This window comes from Mycoplasmopsis fermentans PG18 (assembly GCF_000209735.1).
Classification (GTDB): Bacteria; Bacillota_I; Bacilli_A; order Mycoplasmatales; family Metamycoplasmataceae; genus Mycoplasmopsis; species Mycoplasmopsis fermentans.
Genome location: NC_021002.1, coordinates 830202 through 855855 on the forward strand (window position 1 = coordinate 830202; position 25654 = coordinate 855855).

The 25654-nt window shown below is 27.5% G+C and carries 24 protein-coding genes, 1 tRNA gene and 1 other RNA gene; 9 read left to right on the top strand and 17 right to left on the bottom strand.

Annotation, left to right across the window (positions count from 1 at the left end; translation table 4 throughout):
• Positions 1 to 149 precede the first annotated feature (149 nt).
• The 6 genes from MBIO_RS03730 to MBIO_RS03755 all read left to right on the top strand — a co-directional run bounded on the left by MBIO_RS03730 (position 150) and on the right by MBIO_RS03755 (position 5031).
• Positions 150 to 878 carry a chromate transporter gene (locus MBIO_RS03730; protein WP_013355018.1) on the top strand — a complete coding sequence of 243 codons (729 nt, stop codon included), beginning with the start codon at positions 150 to 152 and terminating at the stop codon, positions 876 to 878.
• A complete protein-coding gene (locus tag MBIO_RS03735) occupies positions 878 to 1543 on the top strand; it encodes a chromate transporter (RefSeq protein ID WP_013355017.1) in 666 nt (221 codons plus the stop codon). The genes MBIO_RS03730 and MBIO_RS03735 overlap by 1 nt, the downstream gene beginning before the upstream one ends.
• 40 nt (positions 1544 to 1583) lie before the next feature.
• Positions 1584 to 2507: an RluA family pseudouridine synthase gene (locus MBIO_RS03740; RefSeq protein WP_013527180.1), complete on the top strand. Its 924-nt coding sequence runs from the start codon at positions 1584 to 1586 to the stop codon at positions 2505 to 2507.
• A 26-nt stretch (positions 2508 to 2533) separates the two neighbouring features.
• Positions 2534 to 3484: a hypothetical protein gene (locus MBIO_RS03745; protein ID WP_013527179.1), complete on the top strand. Its 951-nt coding sequence runs from the start codon at positions 2534 to 2536 to the stop codon at positions 3482 to 3484.
• 53 nt (positions 3485 to 3537) lie between these two features.
• Positions 3538 to 4134, top strand: a complete 597-nt coding sequence (locus MBIO_RS03750) for a ribonuclease HII (protein WP_013355014.1) — start codon at positions 3538 to 3540, stop codon at positions 4132 to 4134.
• Positions 4135 to 4212: 78 nt separating this feature from the next.
• Positions 4213 to 5031 carry a hypothetical protein gene (locus tag MBIO_RS03755; RefSeq protein ID WP_013355013.1) on the top strand — a complete coding sequence of 273 codons (819 nt, stop codon included), beginning with the start codon at positions 4213 to 4215 and terminating at the stop codon, positions 5029 to 5031.
• 150 nt (positions 5032 to 5181) lie between these two features.
• On the opposite strand, the gene MBIO_RS03760 is transcribed toward MBIO_RS03755, so the two are convergent.
• The 9 genes from MBIO_RS03760 to rpmH form a co-directional block, all read right to left on the bottom strand.
• Positions 5182 to 5979, bottom strand: a complete 798-nt coding sequence (locus MBIO_RS03760; RefSeq protein ID WP_041594249.1) for a hypothetical protein — start codon at positions 5977 to 5979, stop codon at positions 5182 to 5184.
• A gap of 2 nt (positions 5980 to 5981) precedes the next feature.
• A complete protein-coding gene (locus MBIO_RS03765) occupies positions 5982 to 6527 on the bottom strand; it encodes a hypothetical protein (RefSeq protein ID WP_013527176.1) in 546 nt (181 codons plus the stop codon).
• A 1-nt stretch (position 6528) separates the two neighbouring features.
• Entirely contained in the window at positions 6529 to 7590 is a 1062-nt protein-coding gene (locus tag MBIO_RS03770) for an SPFH domain-containing protein (RefSeq protein WP_013527175.1), read from the bottom strand.
• Between the two features lie 235 nt (positions 7591 to 7825).
• Positions 7826 to 8113, bottom strand: a complete 288-nt coding sequence (locus MBIO_RS03775) for a TM2 domain-containing protein (RefSeq protein WP_041594250.1) — start codon at positions 8111 to 8113, stop codon at positions 7826 to 7828.
• Positions 8114 to 8305: 192 nt separating this feature from the next.
• Positions 8306 to 10252 carry a transketolase-like TK C-terminal-containing protein gene (locus tag MBIO_RS03780; protein WP_015511185.1) on the bottom strand — a complete coding sequence of 649 codons (1947 nt, stop codon included), beginning with the start codon at positions 10250 to 10252 and terminating at the stop codon, positions 8306 to 8308.
• 77 nt (positions 10253 to 10329) lie between these two features.
• The gene (locus MBIO_RS03785) at positions 10330 to 10803 is read right to left on the bottom strand and encodes a nucleoside 2-deoxyribosyltransferase (RefSeq protein ID WP_013355007.1); all 474 of its coding nucleotides are present in this window, start codon (positions 10801 to 10803) and stop codon (positions 10330 to 10332) included.
• A gap of 129 nt (positions 10804 to 10932) precedes the next feature.
• On the bottom strand, positions 10933 to 12909 hold the full coding sequence (gene yidC, locus MBIO_RS03790) for a membrane protein insertase YidC (RefSeq protein WP_232048375.1): 1977 nt from the start codon (positions 12907 to 12909) through the stop codon (positions 10933 to 10935).
• Positions 12893 to 13225, bottom strand: a complete 333-nt coding sequence (gene rnpA, locus MBIO_RS03795; RefSeq protein ID WP_013527172.1) for a ribonuclease P protein component — start codon at positions 13223 to 13225, stop codon at positions 12893 to 12895. Before rnpA ends, yidC begins: the two co-directional genes overlap by 17 nt.
• 16 nt (positions 13226 to 13241) lie before the next feature.
• Positions 13242 to 13391 (bottom strand): 50S ribosomal protein L34, encoded by a 150-nt coding sequence (rpmH, locus tag MBIO_RS03800; RefSeq protein WP_013355004.1) that lies wholly within the window; start codon positions 13389 to 13391, stop codon positions 13242 to 13244.
• A 261-nt stretch (positions 13392 to 13652) separates the two neighbouring features.
• On the opposite strand from rpmH, the gene serS reads away from it, so the two are divergent.
• Positions 13653 to 14924 (top strand): serine--tRNA ligase, encoded by a 1272-nt coding sequence (gene serS, locus MBIO_RS03805; RefSeq protein WP_013355003.1) that lies wholly within the window; start codon positions 13653 to 13655, stop codon positions 14922 to 14924.
• 76 nt (positions 14925 to 15000) lie between these two features.
• Here serS and MBIO_RS03810 read toward each other — a convergent pair whose 3' ends face one another.
• From MBIO_RS03810 to MBIO_RS03820, 3 genes are all read right to left on the bottom strand, one after another.
• Positions 15001 to 15942 carry an HpyAIV family type II restriction enzyme gene (locus MBIO_RS03810; protein ID WP_013355002.1) on the bottom strand — a complete coding sequence of 314 codons (942 nt, stop codon included), beginning with the start codon at positions 15940 to 15942 and terminating at the stop codon, positions 15001 to 15003.
• A 9-nt stretch (positions 15943 to 15951) separates the two neighbouring features.
• Positions 15952 to 16842 (bottom strand): alpha/beta fold hydrolase, encoded by an 891-nt coding sequence (locus MBIO_RS03815; RefSeq protein ID WP_041594251.1) that lies wholly within the window; start codon positions 16840 to 16842, stop codon positions 15952 to 15954.
• A 66-nt stretch (positions 16843 to 16908) separates the two neighbouring features.
• Positions 16909 to 18375 carry a DUF2179 domain-containing protein gene (locus MBIO_RS03820; protein WP_013355000.1) on the bottom strand — a complete coding sequence of 489 codons (1467 nt, stop codon included), beginning with the start codon at positions 18373 to 18375 and terminating at the stop codon, positions 16909 to 16911.
• A 336-nt stretch (positions 18376 to 18711) separates the two neighbouring features.
• On the opposite strand from MBIO_RS03820, the gene gyrB reads away from it, so the two are divergent.
• The gene (gene gyrB / locus MBIO_RS03825; RefSeq protein ID WP_013354999.1) at positions 18712 to 20634 is read left to right on the top strand and encodes a DNA topoisomerase (ATP-hydrolyzing) subunit B; all 1923 of its coding nucleotides are present in this window, start codon (positions 18712 to 18714) and stop codon (positions 20632 to 20634) included.
• Between the two features lie 344 nt (positions 20635 to 20978).
• Here the strand turns inward: gyrB and MBIO_RS03830 are convergent.
• Both MBIO_RS03830 and ffs read right to left on the bottom strand, forming a co-directional pair.
• Positions 20979 to 21052 (bottom strand) — tRNA-Gly (locus MBIO_RS03830).
• A gap of 201 nt (positions 21053 to 21253) precedes the next feature.
• An RNA gene (gene ffs, locus MBIO_RS04610) (signal recognition particle sRNA small type) lies at positions 21254 to 21346 on the bottom strand.
• A gap of 160 nt (positions 21347 to 21506) precedes the next feature.
• Here ffs and MBIO_RS03835 point away from each other — a divergent pair.
• Positions 21507 to 22463, top strand: coding sequence for a LacI family DNA-binding transcriptional regulator (locus MBIO_RS03835; RefSeq protein ID WP_013354998.1), 957 nt, complete (start codon positions 21507 to 21509; stop codon positions 22461 to 22463).
• A gap of 28 nt (positions 22464 to 22491) precedes the next feature.
• Here the strand turns inward: MBIO_RS03835 and smpB are convergent, their stop codons facing one another.
• The 3 genes from smpB to MBIO_RS03850 form a co-directional block, all read right to left on the bottom strand.
• The gene (gene smpB, locus MBIO_RS03840; protein ID WP_013527170.1) at positions 22492 to 22935 is read right to left on the bottom strand and encodes an SsrA-binding protein; all 444 of its coding nucleotides are present in this window, start codon (positions 22933 to 22935) and stop codon (positions 22492 to 22494) included.
• 47 nt (positions 22936 to 22982) lie between these two features.
• A complete protein-coding gene (locus MBIO_RS03845; RefSeq protein ID WP_013354996.1) occupies positions 22983 to 23297 on the bottom strand; it encodes a thioredoxin family protein in 315 nt (104 codons plus the stop codon).
• A gap of 303 nt (positions 23298 to 23600) precedes the next feature.
• A complete protein-coding gene (locus MBIO_RS03850; protein ID WP_041594252.1) occupies positions 23601 to 25643 on the bottom strand; it encodes a lipoprotein 17-related variable surface protein in 2043 nt (680 codons plus the stop codon).
• Between the last annotated feature and the right edge of the window lie 11 nt (positions 25644 to 25654).

A 25654-nucleotide genomic window follows, 5' to 3' on the forward strand; every position in this document is an offset into this window, starting at 1 on the left:
TTGTCTAAGAATATTATAAATAAATAATTTTGTTATAAAAATTATATTAAATTTGTAAGTTATTTTAAATTTTGATCTTATTTAAATTAAATTTTTTGTACACAAAAAAAGCACTAAAAAAATTTAAAAATAAAAGTATAATTCAAAATATGAATAATCAAAATCAACAAGCAACTCAATATACAAAAAAACCAACATTTTGAAATGTTTTTTTGTTTATTTTATTTATTACTTTCATAGGTTTTGGGGGTGGCAATGCCTTGATGCCTGTTATTAAAAAGTATGCTGTTGATAAATATAAATGATTAAATGAAAAAGAATTTGATGAAAATGTAATTATTACAAATATGCTTCCAGGTCCTAGCGTCATTGAAGCAATTAGTTATATTACTATTAAACTTTTAGGTTTCAAAAAGGGCTTGTTTTTGGCAACTTTTGCAACCTTACCTCATGTTTTAGTTTTCTTTTTAATCTTTTATTTTGTGCAACATATTCCTCAAAAATATTTGTTTGTTATTGAACTTGGTGTTATTGTTGCAATTATTGGATCATTGATTGGTTTTGCTTGGGAATACTTCAAAAAATCAAGAGGCAAAACTAAAATTAGTTTGTGATTAATTTTATTTTTAATAACCTTTGCCTTTAGTTTCTTTATACCAACTCCATGAAATATGCCTGTAATAATTATGGTTCTAATTATTTGTATTTTTGCAACTGTTGAAGCAATCAAACACAAAAAAGAAATCAAAAAACTTAAAGAAAATATTGAAAATAAAGTTACTAATTTAGACAATAACATAGAAGAAAAAATAGAACAAAACTTAGAATTAGAGACCAAAGAAAATGATTTGAATAGTGACAAGAAAGGAGGTCAATAATGGCTTGACTTGCTTTACTTGTTGCCCTACCTTTTTTGGTATTAATTAGCTTATCTGTTTTTGGCGGTGGGCAAATATTTATGCCTATTTTTAGTTGATTCTGAGGATTATTTAGAGAATGATTTGGAAGTAATATTACTGAAAGTGATATTAGCCAAGTATTTGCTGTTGGTAATGCAACACCTGGAATTTTATCTACTAAGTTTGCTTTAGTTACGGGATACTTCTATGCTAATAAAGAATGATGAGGATTTATAGTTATGTTTTTAACTTATTTAGTCTTTGTTATTCCACCAATTTTAATGATGAAATTAGCAATGAAATATTCAAAAAAATTTGAAAATAATAAATATTTAATAAAATTAATTAACATAATGAATCCTGTTGTAACAGGTATTATTGTTGCCTTGGGTTTTCAACTTTTTATAGCTTCAGTAGCACCTCAAGTTTTCTTTAATAAATCATTTACTAACTATGTAGGAATAAATAATGATACACAAAAAGCACTGTTTTATAGGGGTTGACGTCGAATTGCTGTTTACTGTTATGTGCCTGTTGGAGTGATACTTTCAACTACTCTTTATCTTAAAAAAGTCCCTGTGGTCGCTTTGATCTTAAGCAACATAGTTTTAGCTTTAATTATTTTTGAACCTTGACTAGGTTAAAAACAATTTTGAATTTTTAATTATAATATATAATTACTCTATGTTAAAAATTAGTGTTCAATATAAAGAGAGAATCGATAAGTATATCGGTCAAAATAGTGAATTAAGTCGAAATGATATTAAAGAGTTAATTGAGCAAGGTGCAGTTTATATTAATGACAACGTTCAAGTACATAAATGTAATTACATCGTTCGCGAAGGACAAGAAATTACAATTGTTAAATTACTTAACAAAGAAATTAAAATTGAACCAGTTAATATTCCTCTTGACATTAAATATGAAGATGATGATTTAGTAATAATTAATAAACCAAGTAATCTAGTTGTCCACCCTTCACCGGGGCATTACAATGACACACTAGTTAATGGACTTTTATATCATTTTAAAAACAATTTATCAAATGAAAATGGGTTACTTCGACCAGGTATAGTACACCGTATTGATAAAGACACAAGTGGCTTATTAATAATTGCTAAAAATAACAAGATGCATAACTCATTAACTGACATGCTCAAAAGACATGAAATTGAAAGAAGTTATTTAGCTATCGTTAGAGGCTTAATTGAAAATCCACTTACTAAAATTAATTTACCAATTGCTAGAAATACTGTTGATCGTAAAATGATGTCAGTTCATAAAGAAGGTAAAGAAGCTATAACCTTTGTTCATTTGCTTAAGCACTTTTATTTAGATAAAGAACCAATGTCTTTAGTTAGATGCGAATTAAAAACAGGTCGAACTCATCAAATTAGAGTCCACTTGTCTTACATCAAACATCCAGTTTACGGTGATCCTACTTATGGCAAAAGTGTTGATGAATTTAATCAAAGATTACATGCTTATAAATTAAAATTTATTCATCCACTTACTAAAAAAGAAATTTGTGTTTATGCACCGGTGCCTAAAGAATTTGATGTAGCCGATTATGATTTTAATGAACTATTAAAAAATAATGTTTTATAATATATTAATTAGATATAGGAGAAAAAATGAATTTATTCGACAAAAAATATTTACAAATTAAAAGCACAAATAAACTTTGAGCTCTAGAAAAAGAAAGATTTAGACCAGTTGTAATTCTTTCTCTTTTAACATTCTTTTTAGCACTTGCTTGTGCTTTAACTTCAACAATTTTGCTCGCTGCTTTTAAAGATAATTTAGTTGACTATATTGTAAAAATTAATGGTGGTACAACTCCAAGTTTTAAACCTGAAGATCAAATAATGAGCATGATTATTACAAATGGTTTAGTTACAGTTGGTATGTTAGTTAGCATTATTGTATTTTTAGTTTTTTATGCTCGAACATTTAAAGAAAAATCATTAGCCAACATGCATACATGACCTTCAATGGTTTTAATCATTTCTTGATTTATAAACTTGTTCTCAATTATTAGAAACATTAGATCACTAGCTACTGCTTACAATCCAATTATTTTATCAATAACAATAGTTACTTCAGTTATCACAGTTGTTTTAATTGTTTTCCAATTCTTGTTTGTTAGTCAATTAAGATACTTCAAAGGTGTATTTATTAATGCAAGAAGATTAGAAGAAATCAAACAACTTCAAAAAAAGATGAAAGAATCAGGTATGATGGATGAAAGCAATTTAGCAAACAATCTTTTTGGAATCATGTTAGATGATGTTGATGATGTAAGTGCTAATCAAGATAAAAGCAAATTCAATAAAGAAGAAGATATTGAAGAAGCTGAAATAGTTGATAACAAAGCACATCTTAAAAATAATGAAAAAGAAAATGAAGAAAAAATCAAAAAATTATTAGCATTGCCTAATGCAAAACTTTACAACATAGCAGAAACCCTATACATTAGTGGTTACAAAAAAATGGACAAAGAAGAATTATGCCGCTTAATTGTTCAAATTGTTGATACTCAAAAGGCTAAAGAAGACGAAGAAGCAAACAAAGACAAAAAATAATTTCAATACAAAAAGCAGAATTCAAGTTTTGCTTTTTTTGTATAATTTTGATTATGTTGAATTATGAAAAAGAAAATTATCCTGACACTAAATTAATTGTAGGCTTAGATGAAGCAGGAAGAGGTTGTTGTGCAGGGCCTTTAGTAGTTGGTTGTGTTATTATGCCTCAAAATTTTAACCATCCTTTAATAAAGGATTCTAAACAATTGAGTCAAAAACAACGTGAGGAAGCGTTAGAAATTATTCTTGAAAATGCTATTGAAACAGTAACAACTATTATTAATGCTCAAGAAGTAGATCAACTAAATCCAAAGCAAGCTTCAAGAATTGGCATGCAAAGGTGTATTAATAAACTTAATACAAAACCTGAATTAGTAATTACAGATTTTGAAAAAATTAATGACATCAATATACCTCAAATTAATTTAGTAAAAGGTGACCAATTAAGTATTAATGTGGCAGCAGCTTCAATTTTAGCTAAAGTAACTAGGGACTTAATTATGGTTGGAATTGACAAAAAATTTCCTATGTATAATTTCAAGAAAAATAAGGGCTATTGTACAAAAGAACATGAAGCAGCAATGAGTCAATATGGCATCTGTGAATTTCATAGAAAGTCATATAAAAATGTTAAAAAATATTTGAATTAAACAAATTAATTTTTTACCAAAACCATTGTTTTATGCTATATTTAATAAGAAATTGAGTTAATTATAAAAGGAGTTAATATGAAAGCTTTAGTAAAATCAAGTATTACAACTTTGGATAAAAATTATCCTCAATTTGATTGAATTAAATTAACAACGAATGAACAAATTAAACACTCAAAACCAATTTCAAAACCTATGCTAATTGCTCTAAGTGGCAAAACAGTTTTAAATGAAAAATTTAATGAAATTGTTCAACAAAAAATTGAATTAGAAAAGAAATATGGAGCATTTATTTACTTTGATGTAATTGTTAAAGAAGAAACTTTAACCTTAGATAATTGTGACTACCAAGTTATCATGGAAACATTCAAACCAAATGAAATTGCTAAAATTAATTTAGTTCCTAAAGACTATATTCCAGCTTTTGATCCTTTACCAATTAATAAATTAGAAGAATATGCAATGGAATATAATCCGGGCGGTTCAAAAAATTTAGCAAAAGAAGAATTAAATGAAATTAAAAGATGATATAAGCATGATGTTTATGCAAAATTCTTTAGAGAAATAAGAGATAAAGCAATAGAAACTTTTGATATTATGGTTTCAGACCATGCTATTGAAAGATGAAATAAAGTTAATAATAATGACTATGAAACAGACATAAAAAAGATAGCTTATATTTCAAAAATAAACTTAGAATTAGAAGCAATTAAAATGAATGAAATCAATTTAGTATCAAGATTTATTGATAAAAAAATCAAACTTGAACACTTGTCTTTTGAAAATGAAGTAGAAAAACATGATGCATTAAGACAATGAATTATGGAGGTAATTTATGGTAAAAAAATTATGTCTAAATTCTTCCCTGCTTTATTTAGATCAACTATTACATGATAGTAAACTAAATTGAGTTTAATAATAAACCAGGACAAAAAAATTAGACTTAAATCCCAAAAATATTTAAGTCTTTTTGTACTAGTTTAGGTTTTATTTTTTGCTTTGGAGTTAATAAAAAAAGACACCTTTTAAAAAGATGTCAATTTGTTTTTAGTAATAACTGCTTGATGTTGAAGCAATTGATACAGAAGATCTAATTGTTACACCTAAGGCAACTAAAAAACATATTATAAATATAGAAATAAAAATACCAACAATAGTTCATATAATGACTTTAGCTGTTTTCTTTTTGTTATTAATTCTTTTTATTCTTTGTTCATATTCGACTTTGTTCTGTCTATCTAATTCAACAGTTTTTTTGTCTCAGAAGTCATAAGAACAAATAGCAAAAACTTCAATGTTTCTATCTGAGTTTATTTTGTCGAGTAGGTCGCTGTCACTTAGCATAATTCCTTCTTTATTAAATACTCTATCTTTTAATACTTTAAGATAATCATTGAATTCATATAAACTCATTTTTCTTTCTAAGGCTTGTAATTCACTTCTTTTTAAACAACAAATATCTTTACCGGAATATTTCTTAATTTTTTCTGAGTAAGTTTTTAAGATTTCATCTTTGTCAAGTGATTCATAGTAATCGATTTTATTTGCTAAAACATAACTTTTCTCAAGTTCTGAAATGCTTCCTCCTTTGTTTACATATGTTTTCATTGAGTTTGCAGCTGTGTTAGAAGATAAATCAAAATCAATTTCGTCATATTTATCTTCTATAACTAATAAGTTCAATACATCATAATTAATTGCTTTTGATTCTGTTACTACTCTTGTAGTTGCAGTTGTGTGTTGAGATGTTTCAACGCTTGATTTAGGTGCTTCGATTAATGATCGGCAAAAAGAACAAAATTTATCTGTGATTCTAACATTAGCTCCACATGATTTGCATTCCATAATTAGTACAACCCTTCTTCATCTTTAGGTTTTTGTCCTGTGATGTATTCTTCTCTAAGTGATCTTTCTCTTGATTTAAATTTTTGATCTGTTTTACTCATTTTGTTGCTTATAAATGTTAAAGTAGCATATGGAACGATAAAGATAATAAGTGATACAACAAAGTAAAGTGATAATCAAATGTTGATATTGTTGAAATTAGGTAAGTAACCAAAAAATCTTAATATAAATGGCACAACTTGATAAAGGGCCACTATTACCATTAATCTATAGTAGAATGATCTAGCTATTTTGAAGAATGTTGTGTGTACAAAACCGAAAATTAAAAACAATAAAGCGAAGCATTTAACACCAATATATCAATACAACATGTCGGTGCTTTTGTCATGAAATGGAAATTTCTTAACACCAATTGGAATTAAAATCATTGTGATGAATATTAATCCAAAAGCGAGCATTCATGGTCATCTTTTTTTAATAGTTTCACGATCATTAAAGATTGTTGTTTTAGGTTCAACTAATTCTTGTTGTTGATTGTTGTTATTCATTTTATTTTACCTTCTTTCCGCAATTTACGCAGAATTTTGCATTTGGCGATAAGTCGATATTACATGATGAACATTTGTTTGTTGCGATTTTTGAACCACATTCAAAACAAAATTTAGAATCTTTAGATACTTTGCTTCCACATGTACCGCAAGTGATTAATAATGCAGCTGCTGCTGTTGGGGTTGCTGATTTATTGATTTTGCTATCACTTAATAAATTTGAAGCACCTTCGTTTAGTCCTAAACCAATGCCTGCTCCAAAAAAAGTTCCTACTGAACCCGAATTGTTTGCTGCATCTTGGTAAACGTCATAGCCTCTAACTTTAGCATAGTCGTCTCCCATGATATCAACTTCGGCTTTTCTTTTAAGAATTTTGTTCAATTCATCTTGTTGCTCTTTAGGTATACTAATATCTTCAATGCTTGAGTTAACAACTTCCATACCTAATTTTTGTGTTTCAGATTTTAAAGCTTCTTTGAAATCTTCATTAATATTATCTATTGATGCGATTATTTCATCAAAAGGTATTTTGTGTTCAAGAATGAATTTTGAAATAATTTTTTTAATGTTTTGATTAATTCAGCCTCTTAAGATTCTGTCTATGAATTCGTAATAAATTGTTCTACTTGAATCAAATGATCCATTTAATGTTCTATATAAGTATTCATATTTAGTAATTCTTAAACCAAATTGACCTCTTGCTCTTAAATATAAAAGCAATCCATATTTAGGGTCTCTAAGTGGAATAGGCGAATTTGTTCCTCAAAGAAAGTCTAATTTTAATCTTGTGTTAACGAAATAAAATTCAATTGGATATGGGTTTTTATTTCAAAATTCTTTTGTCTTATTTTTTAATATAGGGAATCAATCGCTATCAATATTACTTGTTCCTGGTTCAACAAGCTTAATCATTTGTCCGCTTTGAACAATTATGGCAACTTGACCTGGTCTAACGATTAATTTTGAATTGTTATTTACTTCACACTCTGGATGTTTTCAAATTAATCAATTTTGTGTGCCAATCCCTTGATTTTCTATAACTTGATAAAATTTTGCTGACATTTATTCCTCCTATTATGTTACTTTATAATTTTATTACAATTTTTGCAAAAAATGGTTAAAAATGACAGAAAAATCATTTATTTTTTTTACATAACACTATATATGTTTGAATATAATTCAATTTATTCAAAAAAATTAAAAATTAAAGAAAGCATTAAATATAAGATTAATAACTTTCGAATAAAAAATGAACTCTATTCCAATTAATAGAATAAAGTTCATTAATAGCTTGAAATTATGAGCTGTGTTTGTCTTTTGGACCTTCATCAGTTTCGATTCTTGGTCCTCCGTTTACAGGTGTAGATGAAAGACTTCAATCGCTAATAATGTATCCTTGACCATCTATTTGTGCGCCAGTAATAGCTAGAATAAAGTCGACAAGATATCATACTCCTAATCCACCAACTGTTACCAATTTTAAAAATCCAAGAACCACTTCACAAGAGTAGAATCTATCAACTCCACATCATCCAAGGAAGAATGAAAGAATAGTTAAAACTGTTCTTGATTTTGTAGATGTCATTTTTTCTCCCTTTATTTTTATATTTTTTTTGTGTTAATTTATTATATATCAATACAAAATCAAAACAACTAAGTTTTGAAAAATTTACCTATAAATAAGCCGTATCTAAAATTTATTAGTGAAAAAAATTATATGTATCCATGTTAAATAAATAAAGAAATCTCTTAAATATTTTTTTTGTGTTTATTCTTTTTATTTTAAGAACTCTAAAACTTTTTTGTGAATATTATCTAAGCTAAATCCTTTGATTTTGTACACTTCAAAACCATCAGCTGAATAACCATAGCCATCAGCTAAAAAGGCATCAATTTTGTTATATTTTCCAAGTTTATATCACAATGGATCTGTTGAAGCTTCAATAGCATATATTGGTTTTTTGTCAATGCCTAAGCTTTTGATTAATTTTTCATCATTAACTAAATCTTGTAATAAAGGAACGGAAATAACTTGAGCTTTAATGCCTGCTCCAACTAATTTATTAGCAACCTTTTCTGCTAAGTCAACTTCACTACCAGAAGCCAAAATACTAATGTCATGGTTTTTTGCAGGACGAATAATGTAAGCTGGTTGCAATTCACCTTCAGGATGTAAATTGTAAGATTTAACATTTTGACGACAACCAATAATAGCTACTTGATTTTCATTTTGATTTAATGCATAATTGAATGCTGCTTTGACTTCGCTCTCATCCATAGGTCTAATAACTTTAAAATTTGGAGTACTTCTAAGCATTGCTAATTGTTCTACTGGTTGATGAGTTGGTCCGTCACCCCCAACTTGGTAACTATCATGAGTGTAAACATGAACTGAAGGTATTTTCATAATTGAACCTAGTCTTAGAGCACCTTTAGCATAATCGCTAAAAGCTAAGAATGTTGAATCTATTGTTCTTAAATGTGAGTGTAAATAGATTCCATTATTTATAGCAGTCATAGCAAATTCTCTAATTCCATAGTGAATGTTTTTGCCACCTTCAGCATAAGATTTGCTAAAGTTAACTTTTGTAGCTGAGGCTAAGTCAGCTGAACCACCTAAAACGTTTTTGTAATTTTGATCTATTTTTTGCATTATAGGAGCAAAATAGTTTCTAGTTGCTGCATTACTTTCATTAAATTCAATATCATCAAAATTGTATTTTTCTTTTTTATTATATAAATCTTCTAATTCTTTAGCTTCTTGAGAATATTCTTTTTTATATTTATCATAAAGATGTAATCATTCTTTATAATGTTTGTCTTTTTCTTTTAATAATTCTTCTCCATAGTCATAAACTTCTTTGTCATATTCAAAAGGAACAAATGAAGTTAAACCACATTTCTTTTTAAATTCAATAGTATCTTCTTCTTTTAACATTCCATGGTGACCTTTTGGCGAGTTTTCAAAAGGTGTATTTTTAGCTATTGCTGTGTGAACTTGAATGTATGAAGGTTTCTTAGAAGCTTTAGCTTTTTGAATTGCTTCAAGAATTAATTCAGGTTTATCTTCTTTAACTACAAAGGTTGCAAAATGACAAGCTTCAAAATATTTAATGAAGTTAATATTATTAACAACCTCGGTTTTTGTATCAATTTGAGCATTATTAAAATCATGAATTAAAATAAGTCTATCTAATTGATTTGTACCTGCAAATTGAATAGCTTCATGAGCCACACCTTCTTGAATACAACCGTCTACATGAAGCGCATAAATGTAGTGGTCTATAATATTGTAATTTTTACGATTAAACCTGTTTTGTAGTACTTTTAGACTAAGAGCCATACCAGTAGCCATAGCTATTCCTTGACCTAAAGGACCTGTTGAAGCATCCACAAAAGGTGTATATTCTAACTCAGGATGAGAAGGTGTTTTTGAGTCCATTTTTTTATGATTTTGCATGTCTTCTTTTGCTAATAAACCTAAGAAATGCATAATTGAATAATATGACATTGAACCATGTCCAGCTGATAAAACAAAGCGATCGCGATTGATTCATTTCGGATCTTCTTTTGAGAATCTTAATTCCTTTCCTAATAATGAATAAGTAATATTTGCAGCTCCAATAGCCATACCAATGTGGCCACCTTTTGCTTTGTTGATTGAATCCAATGCTATGCCGCGCATTGAAGCAATTAATTTATTTTCGATTAAATTATTTTTCATAAGTCTCCTAAAATTTTATATATCTATTATAAATTAAATAAAGCCTTTTTTATTAAGAAAAAAGAGCCTAAGCCCTTCTATTTATATGCCTTAATTAATCAATCATATAGTTCTTGTTGATTTTTTACGCAACCATCTGATACATAAATCATTCCGTTGATAAATCTGTTTAATCTAATGTCGCGATCTGCTACATCTCTAAAATCTGACATTCAAACACATATTTTAACTTCTGGATCTCTTTCTTTCATTGCTAAGAAGTAACCAAATTCTGCCATGGTGCCATCATCTTTGTTGTCAATGTCAAGAATTGTAAGTTTACTTTTTTGAATTGCTGCTAAGTCATTTTTGAAAATTTCTTGTGGTGTTAATTTTCCGTTTTGTTCTAATTCTTCATTTAGATGAATCGGATTGAAAATGTCAAAGTCAATTTTGCCTTTTAATTCTTTTGATTTTAGTGCTTTTTTCATTGTTTCTTCGATTGCGTATCTTAAGTCAATTTCTGCTCTAGTAAACAATGGACCAGCTACATAAGCATGTATTTTTTTCATATTATTCTCCTATTTTTTTTATGTTTATTTCTTTATTATATTTTAAAAAGTCGACTCTTAAAATATTTAATAAATTATTTTAAAAAAGAGTAAAAATAAAACCAGAATGATCTGGTTTTATGATTATTTTTAAACGGTTGCATTTGCATATTTTCTTCTATAATATGCAGATTTTTTGAAGAAGTGAATTGAAATTGTTTGGATGATATTTCAAAGCCCACTGAAGATTCAATACACTTGGACACCACAACTAAACATTAAAGTAATGAATAAGAATACAATCATAATAATGTTTTGTGTCTTATTACTTTTCTTCAATGCTTTTTCTTCTTCGATAGTTGTTCTTTCTTTGAATTTTTTCCTGTTCAGTAACCGTGGAGTAAATTGCGAGAAGAATTGAACTGCTAAAGCAACAACTAATATTCCAAGGTAAGCTCATTCACCAGCAAATAAACGTTTTCAGCTAGTTGCAGCAAAGTCCATACCTAGTCAATGAGTTGATTTCATTTCTGGAATACTTTGAATAACCCTTCACATAGCAATGAAGATAGGGAAGGAAATAATTATATTCAAGAAAGCATCAAGAGGATTTATATTATTCTTTTTATATAAAGCCGCAATTTCTTGTTGATGTCTTATTTTCATTTGTTTATTGCCTTTGAAGTCAGCATATTTAGCATCAATTTTTGCTTTTTTAGCTTTAATATCTTCTTGTTTAGATTGATTAACTTGAGATTTTCAAGTAATTGCTAAAGCAAGCAGACGAGTTATAACAACAGCAATAATAATAACAAATATTGTACTTCAACCAGCAAGTGAAGGCATATTTTCACGCATTGATCCTGTTAATCAAGCAATAGGGTGAACGAATAATCCAAAGAATGGACCTCAGCGTTTTCATGAATCACCTCATTTAACAAAAGGTTTGAATGGTTCACTATGAGTGTATACAAGTTTTGGAGCAGGAGAAAGATAAGCATTTTCTTTAGCTATTTTAACTTTTTCAGTTCCTTTAGCTAATTCAACTTTTGTTAATTGAGTGTCGTCATAAATATTTGTGAAACCTGTAGTTTTAAGATATCCATTTAATATATTTACATATTCATAAATAAGTTCCACTTGTTTTTTACTATATTTGTTAGTATTTGTAGGATCAATTATTTTGCCTAATACATCATTGTATTTATCGGTACCAAACTCTTGTTTGAATCTTCTAGCAAAATAATTATCTTTACCATTTACTTGTTCAATAAATGTTTTTCTATATAAAAATTCTAAAACATCACGAGCATAGTATTGTTTTGAAAGCTCAATTTCACTAAGTTCCTTACCAGCAATTTTATTTTTTGCTTTCAATTGGTCTGGTGTAGCTATTGAAAACAATGTTGCTTTTTTAGGGGTTTTGAATGTTTTATTTTCTAAACGATCTTTTTTAACTTCATAAAGATCTGGATTTTTTTGATCAACTAAAGATAAAATTGAATTTAAATTGAATTGTGGGTCAATAAATTTAATTTCACTATAAGGTGTTGTGTAGGTAGGTTTATATGTTGCAGACTCGCTCATATCAAAAAGATATTTACCATTTTCACCTTTAACTATTGCAGAATCGTAATAGTTTGCTTTTCATTTACCATCAGCATTATGAGTGTCATAGAATCATTGAATAGAAGATGAATATGAGTTATATTTTCCATAAACATCTCCGCCTGTTTGCTCTCTTAACTTTTTAAGTATTTCGGCATGATTTTTGTAGCTAGCATGGTAGTTTGTAGAATCATTTTTAACAATTCTCTTGAATTCACCAGGTTGTAAAGCCTTGTCATCTTTGTCGATTTTTTTATCAGCTTTAGCTGGTTCAAGTGATGTTACATAAGGACTAATTTTATCGTATGATGTGTAATATTCAGTACCTGCACCTGTATATGTTGAGGTCTTGATAACCATAGTCTGAATACATCCTGTCATAGTTAAACCAAATAACAAGGTGTATAAAACTATTTTGGTTCAGTATCATATTTTCTTTCAGAGATTCTTTTTCTTTTCTTTTTCGGAATTAGAATCTGAAAAATAGTTGAATTTGTCTGATCTATTTTTGTTTTCCATTTTTAATCTTTTCAAATAATTTTTTAGTTATAGTCAATTTATCTTCATATATTAAATTCAAAAAATCTTTTCTTGGAATTAAGACAAAATGCATTTTTTCGCCATACAAATTCAAAGAATGGATAATTGATTTTAATTGGCGTTTATAGTAATTTCTTAAAACTGCATTGCAAAACTTTTTCGGTACAGTTATACCAATTTTGAAATCATCGTTAGGCATGTAATAAATAATCATGTATTTATTTAGAACTTGCTTTTGAAATTTGATGACAGCGTCAAATTCTCAACTTTTTTGAAGACGATAAATTTTTTTCATTTTATAAACTAACTAATTATTTAGCATCTGAAACTGTAAGTCTTGCTCTACCTTTAGCTCTTCTAGCAGCTAAAACTTTTCTACCATTTGTTGTTGCCATTCTTGCTCTAAAACCATGAGTCTTGATGTGTTGGGTCTTGTTTGGTTGATATGTTCTTAAACTCATATTTCCTCCTTAAATTATTTTTTTATGCATGCATTTTATCAAATATTAATATTAATACTTAAATCTCAATAAAATGTGCCTTAATTATATATTAATTATTAAAAATGCAAAAGAAATTATTGTCTTAAATCATTTTTGTAAAAAAGTATTAAAAATTTAATATTGTTGTATTATTTAAGTAAGATAATTTTATGAAATTAAGGAAGAATTTTTAAGGTTATTTTTTGATTTATAAGCCTATAAAATAGGCGGAAAGGCAAAATGCTAAATTTAAAATACGTTTTAGAAAATGAAAAGAAAGTTAAAGAAGCTTTAAAAAATAGAAATTTCGATCTAAAGCAATTTAATGAGCTTATTAAAGAAGCAAATAAGCGTGGAAAGCTAATGTTTGAAGCTCAAAGCAAGAAAGCTGAATTAACAAAATTTAGTAAAGAATTTGCAGCTAACAAAAACAATAAAACTAAATTAGCTAAATTACAAAAAGAAGTAGCAAATATTAAAAAAGAACAAGTAGCACTTGAAGAAGCTGCTAAAAATATTGAAAAGAAAGTTAATGATATTTTAATCAGAATACCAAATATTTCAATGGAAGATGTGCCACTTGGTAAAGACGAAAACCAAAATAAAGTTATAAAAAATCATGATAAATTAGGACGTGGATTAGTTTCAGGCGTTCAACCTCACTATGTTATAGCTAAAGACTTAGACATTATCGATCTTGAAAGAGCAGTAAAAATGTCAGGTTCAAGATTTGTAATTTACAAAGGTTTAGGTGCTAGATTAGCTAGAGCTATTATGAATTTTATGTTAGATTTACATACCAAAAATGGTTATGAAGAATATTCGGTACCTGTAATAGTTAAACCTGAAATTCTTTTTGGTACAGGTCAATTGCCTAAATTTAAAGAAGATCTTTTTGCTTTAGAAGATGCTCAAAGTTATTTAATTCCAACAGCTGAAGTCCCTTTGACAAACTACTATAATAATGAAATAATAGATTTATCAAAACCTATTAGAATGACAGCATTTACTGAATGTTTTAGATCAGAAGCAGGAAGTAGTGGAAAAGATACAAGAGGTATTATTAGAAACCACCAATTCAAAAAAGTTGAATTAGTAAAAATTGTTAGTGAAAAAGATTGAGAAGCTGAATTTAATCAAATGCTTGAACAAGCTAAATCGGTTTTAGAAGAATTAGAAATACCTTATAGAGAATTATTATTATGTACAGGTGACTTAGGATTCTCAAGTAGAAAAACTATTGACTTAGAAGTTTGATTGCCTTCAGAAATTAAGTATCGTGAAATATCATCAGTTTCATATATGGGAGATTTCCAAGCACGTCGTGCAATGATTAGATATAAGAATGAAAATGGTGAAAATGTTTATGCTCATACCATGAATGGTTCAGGTCTTGCAATTGATAGATTAATTGCAGCAATTCTCGAAAATTATCAAAACAAAGATGGTTCAATTACTATACCTAAGAAATTAGTTCCTTATATGGACGGAATAACAAAAATTACAAAATAATAATAAGAAAAACCAGGCATTTGAAGTGTCTGGCTTTTTGTTTAATTTACCTATAAAACAGATTGATTAGAAAAATCTATTCATTTTGATTTGCTTTATTTTCCAATTCTAAAATGCGTCTTTTTTCTTCATCATCATCTACTGAAGTTCGTTTAATATCTCTAAGTTTTAGAGCTTTAAATAAGTTAGAATTTTCATTTCTTTCATTGAAAATATATTGTCTAATATTTGCATAAACTTCATCAGGTGAAATTAATTTTTGTCAAGATGTTTCATTTAAATTAATCATAGCATTTAAAACATCTTCATCTTGATCTAAATCTGGCATTTTTAAGAAGTAATCATAGTTACTATTTTTAAATTTTTTAATATGATTTTCAACTAATAATCAGTCTTCTTCTTTATCAAAAATTTTGAAAAATTGTGCACCATAATAAGCTCTAAAACCAGGTGTTTCAAATGAATGTTCTTTATCATAGCATTCATTAAAAAAGTTAACATTTTTGTGATAGTCATTATCTAAAAATCATAAGATACCTTTGATTTTATTATTAGGATAAATTATTCTTAATACTTCTAATTGCTTAATGATATTGTCATGAAGTTTAGTAACTTCTTTAGCTCCATAGTAATCTCTTTTTTTCAAGTAAATTACACAAATATCAGCTGTTTCTTCATCTCCGCCATTTTCTTTTTGTCTAAAAATCATAGCTGCATTGACTTTTACTTCTTCTGGGAATTCTTCTCCCTCTTTAAGTGGTAAAGTATATTTAAAAGAACTTTTTTCTAATTTAAAACCATATTGAGTAATTAAATATTCAGCACAATATTTAATAAATTTTACATATGTGTTTTCTTGTGTTCTTAAGAATGCTTGTTCTAATTTAACTTTGTAATTAAAAGGTTGCAAAGGTGAAAAAAATCTATAAGGTGCATCAATTATTTTGTATAAAAGTTTTGTACCATTGCCTGTTGTTAAAGCACTTCTAAGTTCCATTTCAAATTGATTGTATTCCATAATAATCTCCTAATCAACGTTTTGTTCTAGTTCAAGAAGAATATCTTCTTCTTTTGTTTTTTCTTCATCAAATTCTAAGAATTGATTCATTTTAATATTCATAAATTTTTGTCAAAAGTGTCTTTTTTTGCTTTCAATCAATGCATTAAAAAATCTTGCAATTCTTTTTGGTTCATCTTTAATTGGCGAGTGTCCCGTACCCATAATTAAAATTGGAACTTCTAAACTAATTGCATAATCTTCAAAATATTTAGTACCAATAATTTTGTCCTTTTCACCTACTAAAAAGAGCATTTTGTGACAATTTGCTTTGTATTGTAAATCTAATTGTTCCATATATTCAGGATTCAAAACATATTTTTCAAGTAAGTTAAATCAAGCTCCTTGTCGAGTAAAACTTTCAATTAATTTTTCAGTTTTTTTAAACTTAGAAGCTATTTTAGAAATAACTTTGCCAATAAATGAGCTTCATTTATTTTGAGGTTTAATAACAGATTGTAACACTGAATAAGAAGTAGATTCTTTCATATAAGGATTAATTGTTGACATCATAATTAATCTAACAACTTTAGGATCCTTAGCTAAAACAGTAGCCACGCCACCTGCCATTGAGTGAGCTACTATGACCACTTTTTTAGTTTTAATTCTATTTAAAACCTCGTTAGCTACTTCAATTCATCACTCAAGTTTAATTTCTTCTGGTTCTACATTTTTGAAAAATTTACTTCCTGGAAAATTAATAGCCACAACATTGTAATTATGTGTGTAATCTAATAATGGTCTCATGTATTTTCAGTTTGAATTAAGTCCATGAAGAAACAAAAAAGTTGTATTTTTTTTGTTATCTTCTATATATAAAGGAACTTTGTCGCCATTGTATTCAATATAGTTTAATTTCATAGTATTTATTATTATATTAAATATTACTTTTATTTTTGAAATAAAAAAACAGCCGCAGCTGTAATTTTAGAATTTGTTTTCAGGAAGATATATTTTTCCATCAACACTAGCAACATTACTAATAGTAATCAGCGAGTTTTGATCAACGGCCCGAACTTTCTTAATAAGACGTGGCACTTGATTGTAAAGAGTAATTGATGAAAGAACTTTGGTGTTATTTCCTGAGTAACCTCCAACGCCTTTAGTGATAGTAAAGCTATTAACAGTTTTATTATCACTAATAATTGCTTCTCTAATAGCACTCATGTGAGGCGAGTAAATTTTAACTTGAACAATTTTGTAACGAGGGAATAATTTGTTAAGGTACATAACAAAAATAATGTTACAAATAAATGTTGATATAAAGTTAGGCGAGAAGTAAAGCGATGGTTTTCAAGGTAACGTTTTTAGAGATTTAAGAATTTCTTCAACTTTTTCTACTGTTGTATTTTCTCAAGTCACTGAATCTGCTTTAAAACCATTAATGTCATTTAATAATAAACTTCCTGGTAAGTATGTACCAAGTACAACTGAAACAATAATAATTACTAAGTTGATATAACCATTAATTGTTCCAAAGTTTTTTTGTTTAACGACAGCCATATATTCGCCAATAATTCCAGTAACTCCTGCACTACCTCCTATTATTGCAATAATTGCAAAGAAGAAAGCAAGCATTCAACCATAAGCAACAGAAAAAATTATTTGAGCAATTATGTTACCTCCATCATTTCATTGAAGAGGAACTAGTGATCATAATTGTTCTTTTCCTTGTCAATATTTGTCTGCTACTGCTTTTCTTAATTCTTCTGGTATATCACTGTGTGAAAAGTTACCAATAATATAAACTGAGTTAGCCCCTGGTATTTGACCTAAACCAAATGAAACTAAACTACTTACAACTAGAAATTCTAGTGTTAATATAGTAAAAACTTTACCGACTTTTTTTCATCCAAATATAAAAATTGGAATACTCAAAACAAGATAAAGAATTCAGAACAAGGCGTGGTCAATAACGTTATAAATAGTGTCATTAATGTTTGGGTTTGATCTTAAAAGAACGTTAGTCAATCTTGAAATTGCTTGTCCAAAAGCTGCTAAACCAAAGTTATAAATTCCTGGGTTTTTAACAAAGAAAACTCCGACAATACCAAAAACAATTGCAAAACCAGCTGTGATTAGACCTAGTTTTCAAAGAGGCATAGGAGCATAAAAACGAGATAATTTCAACACAAAATTCGACATTTTTGTGTATTTGTATTGAGTATTTTTTTTGTTAACAACGTCATCTAAATGAATTGAATTCATTTCATGATGTTCTTCAACATGCTTGTCTTCGACTCTACCATTATTAAGTAAAACGTCTCTTTCGAATGCATTAACCTCGTCCATCACTTCTTTGTCTTTTTGTTTTTGTGTATGTTCTTCATTTACATTATGTTCTTCGACTGATGATTGATTTAATTTTTCATCATTTTGTGATTTATTAGGCATAAACTCCTTTCTTTTAATTATTCAAAAATTTTAAAAAAACGCGCAAAAGCACTTATAGTATTTTACATTATTTTTTATTAAATTTATAAACCTTAATTAATTGTAATAATTGTAAGTGCAATTTTTTAGTTATTTTTAAATATTTTTAATTTTATTAAAATAGTCATTTTTTACGAAAAAGCCTATAGAATAGTCTTTTAATTAAATAAATAAAAAATTTTATTTATTGAAATTTATAAAAATAAAATTAAAAAAAATTTATGAAAAATTCCATAAAATTTTCACCTTTTTAAGGTATAATCTTTATATTAAAAAATATAAAGAATTGGAGGCAATATGTCTAAAGAATATGATGCATCGAATATTAAAGTTTTAGAAGGATTAGAAGCCGTTAGAGTTAGACCTGGTATGTACATCGGTACAACAGGAATTAGAGGTCTTCACCACCTTATTTGAGAAATAGTTGATAACTCTGTTGATGAGGCTATGGCAGGTTTTGCAAACAAAGTAGAAATCACGATTACAAAGGATGGTTACATTGATGTTATCGATAATGGTCGTGGTATTCCTACAGCAGTTCACCCTAAAACTGGTCTTTCAACAGTTGAAACAGTTTTAACGGTTTTACATGCTGGCGGTAAGTTTGACTCTGACTCATATAAAGTTTCTGGTGGACTTCACGGGGTTGGTGCTTCAGTAGTTAATGGACTTAGCGATGACTTTGAAGTTTGAGTTAAACGTGATGGTAAATTACACTATGCTCATTTTAACAATGGTGGAAAAATTCTTCAACATCTTACAATATTAAACGAAGTAGATCCTCAAGATACAGGAACAAGAATTAAATTCCATCCAGACTTTAGCATTATGGACAAAAACGAATGAGATAAAGGTGTTATTGTTGATCATGCTAAACAAATTGCATATCTTAACAAAGGCCTAAGAATTATTGTTAATGATGAAAGAGACAAATCAAGAGAAGAATATCACTTTGAAGGTGGCATTGTTGATTATGTTAAAGAATTAAATACAGGTCAAAAATTAATTCATCCCGATGTTATTTATGCTGAAGGTGAATACTCATTCCAAGATTCTCCAGCAGTTCAGGTTGAAGTAGCTGTTCAATATAATGAAAGAATTACAGGAAATGTAGTTTCTTATGCTAACAACATTATTACAGTTGAAGGTGGAACACACGAAAGCGGTTTTTATGATGCTTTAGTTCGTTTAGTAAATAATTATGGAACTGAATGTGGATTAATCAAAACTGAAGAAGACAAAGTTACTCGTGAAGACGTTAGAGAAGGTATTGTTGCTATTATCTCAGTTAAACATACAAACCCTATTTTCGAAGGCCAAACAAAAGGAAAATTAGGAAACAAAGATGCCAGAATGGCTGTTAACAAAGTGTTTTCAGATTCATTTGAACGTTTCTTAAATGAAAATCCTGCTGAAGCAAAAACTATTGTTCAAAAAACAATTTTTGCTAAAAAATCTCGTCTTGCTGGTTTAGCAGCTAGAGATGCAGCTAGAAGAAAAACTGTTTTTGATACAGGTTCACTTCCAGGAAAATTAGCTGACTGTTCTTCAAAAAATGCTGAAATTAGTGAGCTTTACATTGTCGAAGGTAACTCAGCTGGTGGTTCAGCTAAAATGGGAAGAAACAGAATGACTCAAGCTATCTTGCCTCTTCGTGGTAAAGTTATTAATGCTGAAAAGAATCAACCTAAAAAAGTGTTTGCAAATGCTGAAATTCTTTCATTAATTACAGCACTTGGAACAGGTGTCGGTGAAGAATTTAATATTAATAAATTAAGATATCACAAAATTATCATCATGACCGATGCCGATGTCGATGGTGCTCACATTAGAACATTGTTATTGACGTTCTTCTACCGTTACTTTAGACCTTTAATTGAATACGGATTTATTTATATTGCTCAACCTCCTTTATATAAAATAGCTCAAAACAAATTTATTGGATATGCTTACAACGATGCTCAAAAAGAAGAAATTATGCAAGGCTTAAATCAAAATCAAAAAGTAACAGTTCAACGTTACAAAGGACTTGGTGAAATGGACCCTGAACAACTTTGAGAAACAACTATGGATCCAGTTAATAGAAAAATGCTTCAAGTTCAAATTGAAGATGCAGCAAGAGCTGACTGAGCATTTACAACATTAATGGGAGATGAAGTGTTGCCTCGTCGTGAATTCATTGAACAAAACGCTAAATATGTAAAGAATATTGACATTTAATAATTATTTTAAGTACCACATTTGTGGTATTTTTATTTAACATAATTACATATACAAAAAATTTTTGATAAATTTTCTCATTGTTTTATTAATTCTAAAAGTGAGATCTCTAAAACCTAGAAGTCTCACTTTTAGAATTAATACTTATTATCTTTTAAAATATATTAAAAAAATATTTTAAAAAATAAACTTATTAACTTTTAATTTAACATAAGAATATATATAAATTTTAATTTAAAAAATATAATGTTAAAGGTCAAATCAAAAAATAACGATTTAGTTTTTGCACAGATTTTTAAATAAAAAACCTGTCGAAGACAGGTGTGGCATTCATAAAGAATAAATGGAGCGAACGAGGGGAATCGAACCCCCATTATCAGCATGGCAAGCTGGCATTTTACCATTAAATTACATTCGCGTTTTTGCTTTTAATATTATAAACACATTTTTTAAAAATCAAAACATTTTTTATTTTGAGTCAACTTTATTTAAAATTGAAGTATGAAAAGACATAAACCAAGTGAAATATTTATTAACAATTTAGGCATTTGAAAAATGAAGAAGAAAAGATCTATCAAAAGCTAATTAAAGAATATGAAATATTAGTAGCTTTAGAAAAATAAAAAAAGTCAATAGACACAACACTACTCGATATGGCTGCTTCATCTCTGACCTGACCAGGTTACAAGGTTATTGTTCTACTGACGCTACAATTATACCAAAAATTTATTTATTTCAAATTGTTTGACTAAGTCAGGCTTTTTTTATTGGTCTAAAGATCGTTTTTTGCTTATTCATATACACTATTTAAAAAAAATATAAATTTTTTTGTGGAAATTTTCACATTTTAATTTTTTCTATATAATTAATATATGAAAAATTTCTCATATAAAAATATTGCTAAAGAAGCAGGTGTCTCTATTAGTACTGTAAGCCGTTACTATCGTGGTGGTTATGTTAGCAAGGAAACTAAAAAAGTTATTGCTAATATCATAAAAGAAAACGATTATTATCCAAATCATGGAGCCAGAACAATTCGTGGCCGTGACACTTCTATCTTTATTATTGTGCCTGAGTGATATGAAAACTCATATACTCAAATTATGAATGGAATTGAACAAGGAGCAAAGACAAGAAATAGAAAAGTTGTTATAACTCACTCTTCACCTAATCCTGAAGAATATATTGAAACTATCAAATATGTTTCAAGCTGAAAACCTATGGCAATAGTTTTCTTTCTTCCTGAAGATCCTCAAAACACAATTACAAACTATATTAAGAACACAAATTTTGAATCAAATATTTTAGTTTATGGAAAAGAAGTAGAAACATTAAATTGAATAAAAATTGATGAAGAGAACTCATTTCATCATTTAACTTCAAGATTCATAAACTATATAGATAAAGGCGAAAAGGTTGTTTTTGTTGAAGATGTTAAGTTAACTGAAGAACAAAAAAGACTTCGTTGTATAGGTTTTGAAAATGCTTGCAAGAAGCTTAATGTAGAATATGAAATCTATTCACTTAAAAACAAAAATAATAAAGAAGTACAATTTTTCTTAAATTACTTAAGAAATAACAATTTGGTTAATGTTGTTTGCTCAACTCATGAAGTATTTATTAACTTAATTTCATCAGGCGATCGTAATTTAAGATTAACTGATATTGGTTGAGTTTCAATTTATGACTATCAACACAAATATAAAGCTAAAATCTTTATTGATTATCCTGCAGTTGGATTAGAAATTGAAAAAATGCTTTATAGTTGTGACGTTGATAACACAATTGAAAACAAAATTTATAAACCAAAAATTTTATTCGATAATTAAAAAATTAATGACGCACTTTAGCGTCATTTTAATATACATTTTTCAAGACTTTTTTGATGTATCTTTCATTATCTCTTTTTTTGATTTCTTCACGTTTATCTGTTTTTTTCATTCCTTGAACTAAAGCTATTTCAATCTTAATACGTGAGCGATTATCAAAATAAATTTTGCTTGGAATAATAGTTGCATGACCTAGCTTATGAAGTTTAGACTGCAATCTAACTATTTCATTTTTATGCATCAATAATTTGCGATCTCTAGTTTCATCACACTTAACTAACATGTATTGTTTGAACTGTGCATTGCACAAGAAAATTTCGCCTTTTCTAAAAAAGCAATATGAATTCAATAAACTAACAGTATTAGCTCGAGCACTCTTAACTTCTCAACCCATTAAAGATATGCCGGCTTCATATTTGTCAATTACTTTATAGTTGTGCATTCCGCGTTTGTTGTCGCTTATTATTTTCATAGTTTAAATATTATAAATAAAAAATAGGACTAGCCTATTTAATTATTTTATTTGTATTCCATAACTTTTGCTTTAAGGTGATCATAAGGTACATAGCCCATAACTTTTTCCATCATTTTTCCATTTTTAAAAATGAATCATGTTGGCATTGAATTAACACCCATTTCTTGAGTTAGCTTTGTATTTTCATCAACATCTACACGATAAACTGGAATGTTGTCTAATTTGTCTAATTGTTCTAAAGAAGATTTAAACATTCGACATGGAGGACATCATAATGCGTGAAAAACCAAAACATAAATGCCTTTTTCTTTTCCAATAACATTGTTCTTGTATTCATCTTGATTAATTTCTTTTAACATAAAATCTCCTTATTCATTTTTTTAAGTAACTTAATCTTAACATATTTTTAATCTTTTGTTAAAAAATAAAAAATTATTTTTTAACCTATTTTTTAATCAAAAATGCACTTTTTGTAATTTTTACCACATTTTAAAAATTAGTTAAAAATTTTGCAAAAATTAGTTTTGAAAAGAAAATATTCGTTTTTGTTTTTTGATTTTTCGAAGTCAAATATTAATCTTCAAATAAGTTTTAAATTTAATATTTGAGTTTTTTTAAATTTATTTTAAACCTAAAGCATAAAAAATAAGGCTTTATGAGCCTTATAATTTATTTTTTTTAAAACCATTTAATATAACTGTTTTTGAGTCTGAAACAGTTTTGAAAGGTATTTCTTTTTCAACATATTCATTCTTTTGTTGGTCATAAACTTTTTGTACATAACCAATTTTGTAACGTAATTTAAATGTAATAACAACTTCGCCTTTTTGATCATTAGCAACAATTATTGATGGTTTTTCAATTTCAAAAATATTGTTATCAAAGTTAGTAAATTTAATATCATTAATGTTTAATTGACTTGGCAATTTGCTTGAAGCTGTTGGACAAGTACAAGTAACCTTTTGAATTTCTTCATTGATATGTTGTGTCAATGATTTTTCTGAGAAGCCTGTAATTTTCTTTGTGAATGATTTAACAAATTTGAAACCGCGTTTTTTGTTGTCTGGTTTTAATTTAGAAAGTGCATCAACTTCATATAATTTAAATTCAACTAATATTGATTTATCTTTAAGATCAAATGAATCTATTTTTGTAACTTCAATCATGAAGTTTGAATCCATTGATTCAATAAATACATGATCTTTATTCGCTTCATTTGCAGCTACTAAGTTTTTACGTTTATAATTCAATTTAATTAAATCTAAAATTGCATCAATTTTAGATTGTGAAAGTTTAGAAAAGCCACTAATTGTTCTTGAATAAACTTGTTCAATTGAACTGCTTTTACTTTTTGCTTTGTATTCAATAACAATAGTTGAATTGTTGAATTCATAACCAATAATTTTTAAATCAGTAATTTCATAATTTGGGTTAGATAAAGTGTATTTAACTTTAGAAACTTCTGCCTTATCAACTTCTGTTGTTGCAGCATTTTCATATGTAAAGCTAATTTGTTTTTCAATTTCACTTAATTTTTCTTTACTATCTTTTTTGTTAAATTCTATTTCACATGCATAATCAAATTCAATTGTTTTTTTGTTTTCATCAACTAATAAAGTTGTTGCTTGTTTGTTAATAGGTGCTTTAATATTAAATTTAAGATTTACTTTGCCTTCTGAATCAGCAGGTTCAACTTTGATGTTTTCTATTGAAAAATCAATTGGTGTGTCAAAATTAAATTTAAATTTATCAGCCTTAACTTCAGATACAGAAACATTTGTATTTCCTGTATATTCTAGTGAAGCAGTTTTTTTAATGTATTTCTTTATTTCTTCAGTTAAATCTGAAACAGAGTGAAATGAATGCGAAACTGTTGAGTATGTGTCACTTTTATCAAAAACATAGTAATCAATGTATGAATCATTTTTGAAGTTTGGAATTGAACGACTGAATTCATCAGATACAATTTTAGGATCATTTATTGATTGAATTTTGTATTTTATATTTAAATTCTCGAATGATTTGATATATGAATCTTTATCCGCAGTATCTTCATATTTAGCTTTTCTAATTAAAGCGCGTTCATATTTTTCAATAATTTCCTTATTAGGATTTGCTTTAGCTTTTTCAGCATCATATTCAGATTTATTTTTTGTTAAGAATTCATTTATATCTTTTAGTTTGTCAGATAAATTTTTTTGATATTCTTCAATTCTTGAGTTATCAATTTTAACATCGATAATTTTGTATCCTGTTTTAATATCTCTAAAGATAATGTCACTTGTTTGAGCAACATCTTTTACATAAGTATTTTTTGAATTAGAATATTGTACTGTTAAAGCTTCATTAATATGATCAAAGTTTAAGAAATTTTTGTATGTAATTGTTTTGTATTTTGAAACAATGTTTGAGTTTTTTTCGCGTAGTCTAAAAGTTACTACAAGTTCTGAAGAATATTTTTGAATTTTTTGTATTTCAACAGTATATTCACTATTAAAACTTGGCATATTTTTTGAGTAAAATTTTAAATCCGATTCTTTGATTTCATTTGGTTTTTTAGATTCTGAATCTGGAATAGTAATGTCTAAATCATCTAATAGATTAGACAATTTATCAGCATTAGTACATGATGAAGAAATAAGAGGTGTAGCTAAAAAAGCTGTTGTTAATGATGATAAAGCAAATATAAATTTTCTTTTTTTCATAATAATCTCCT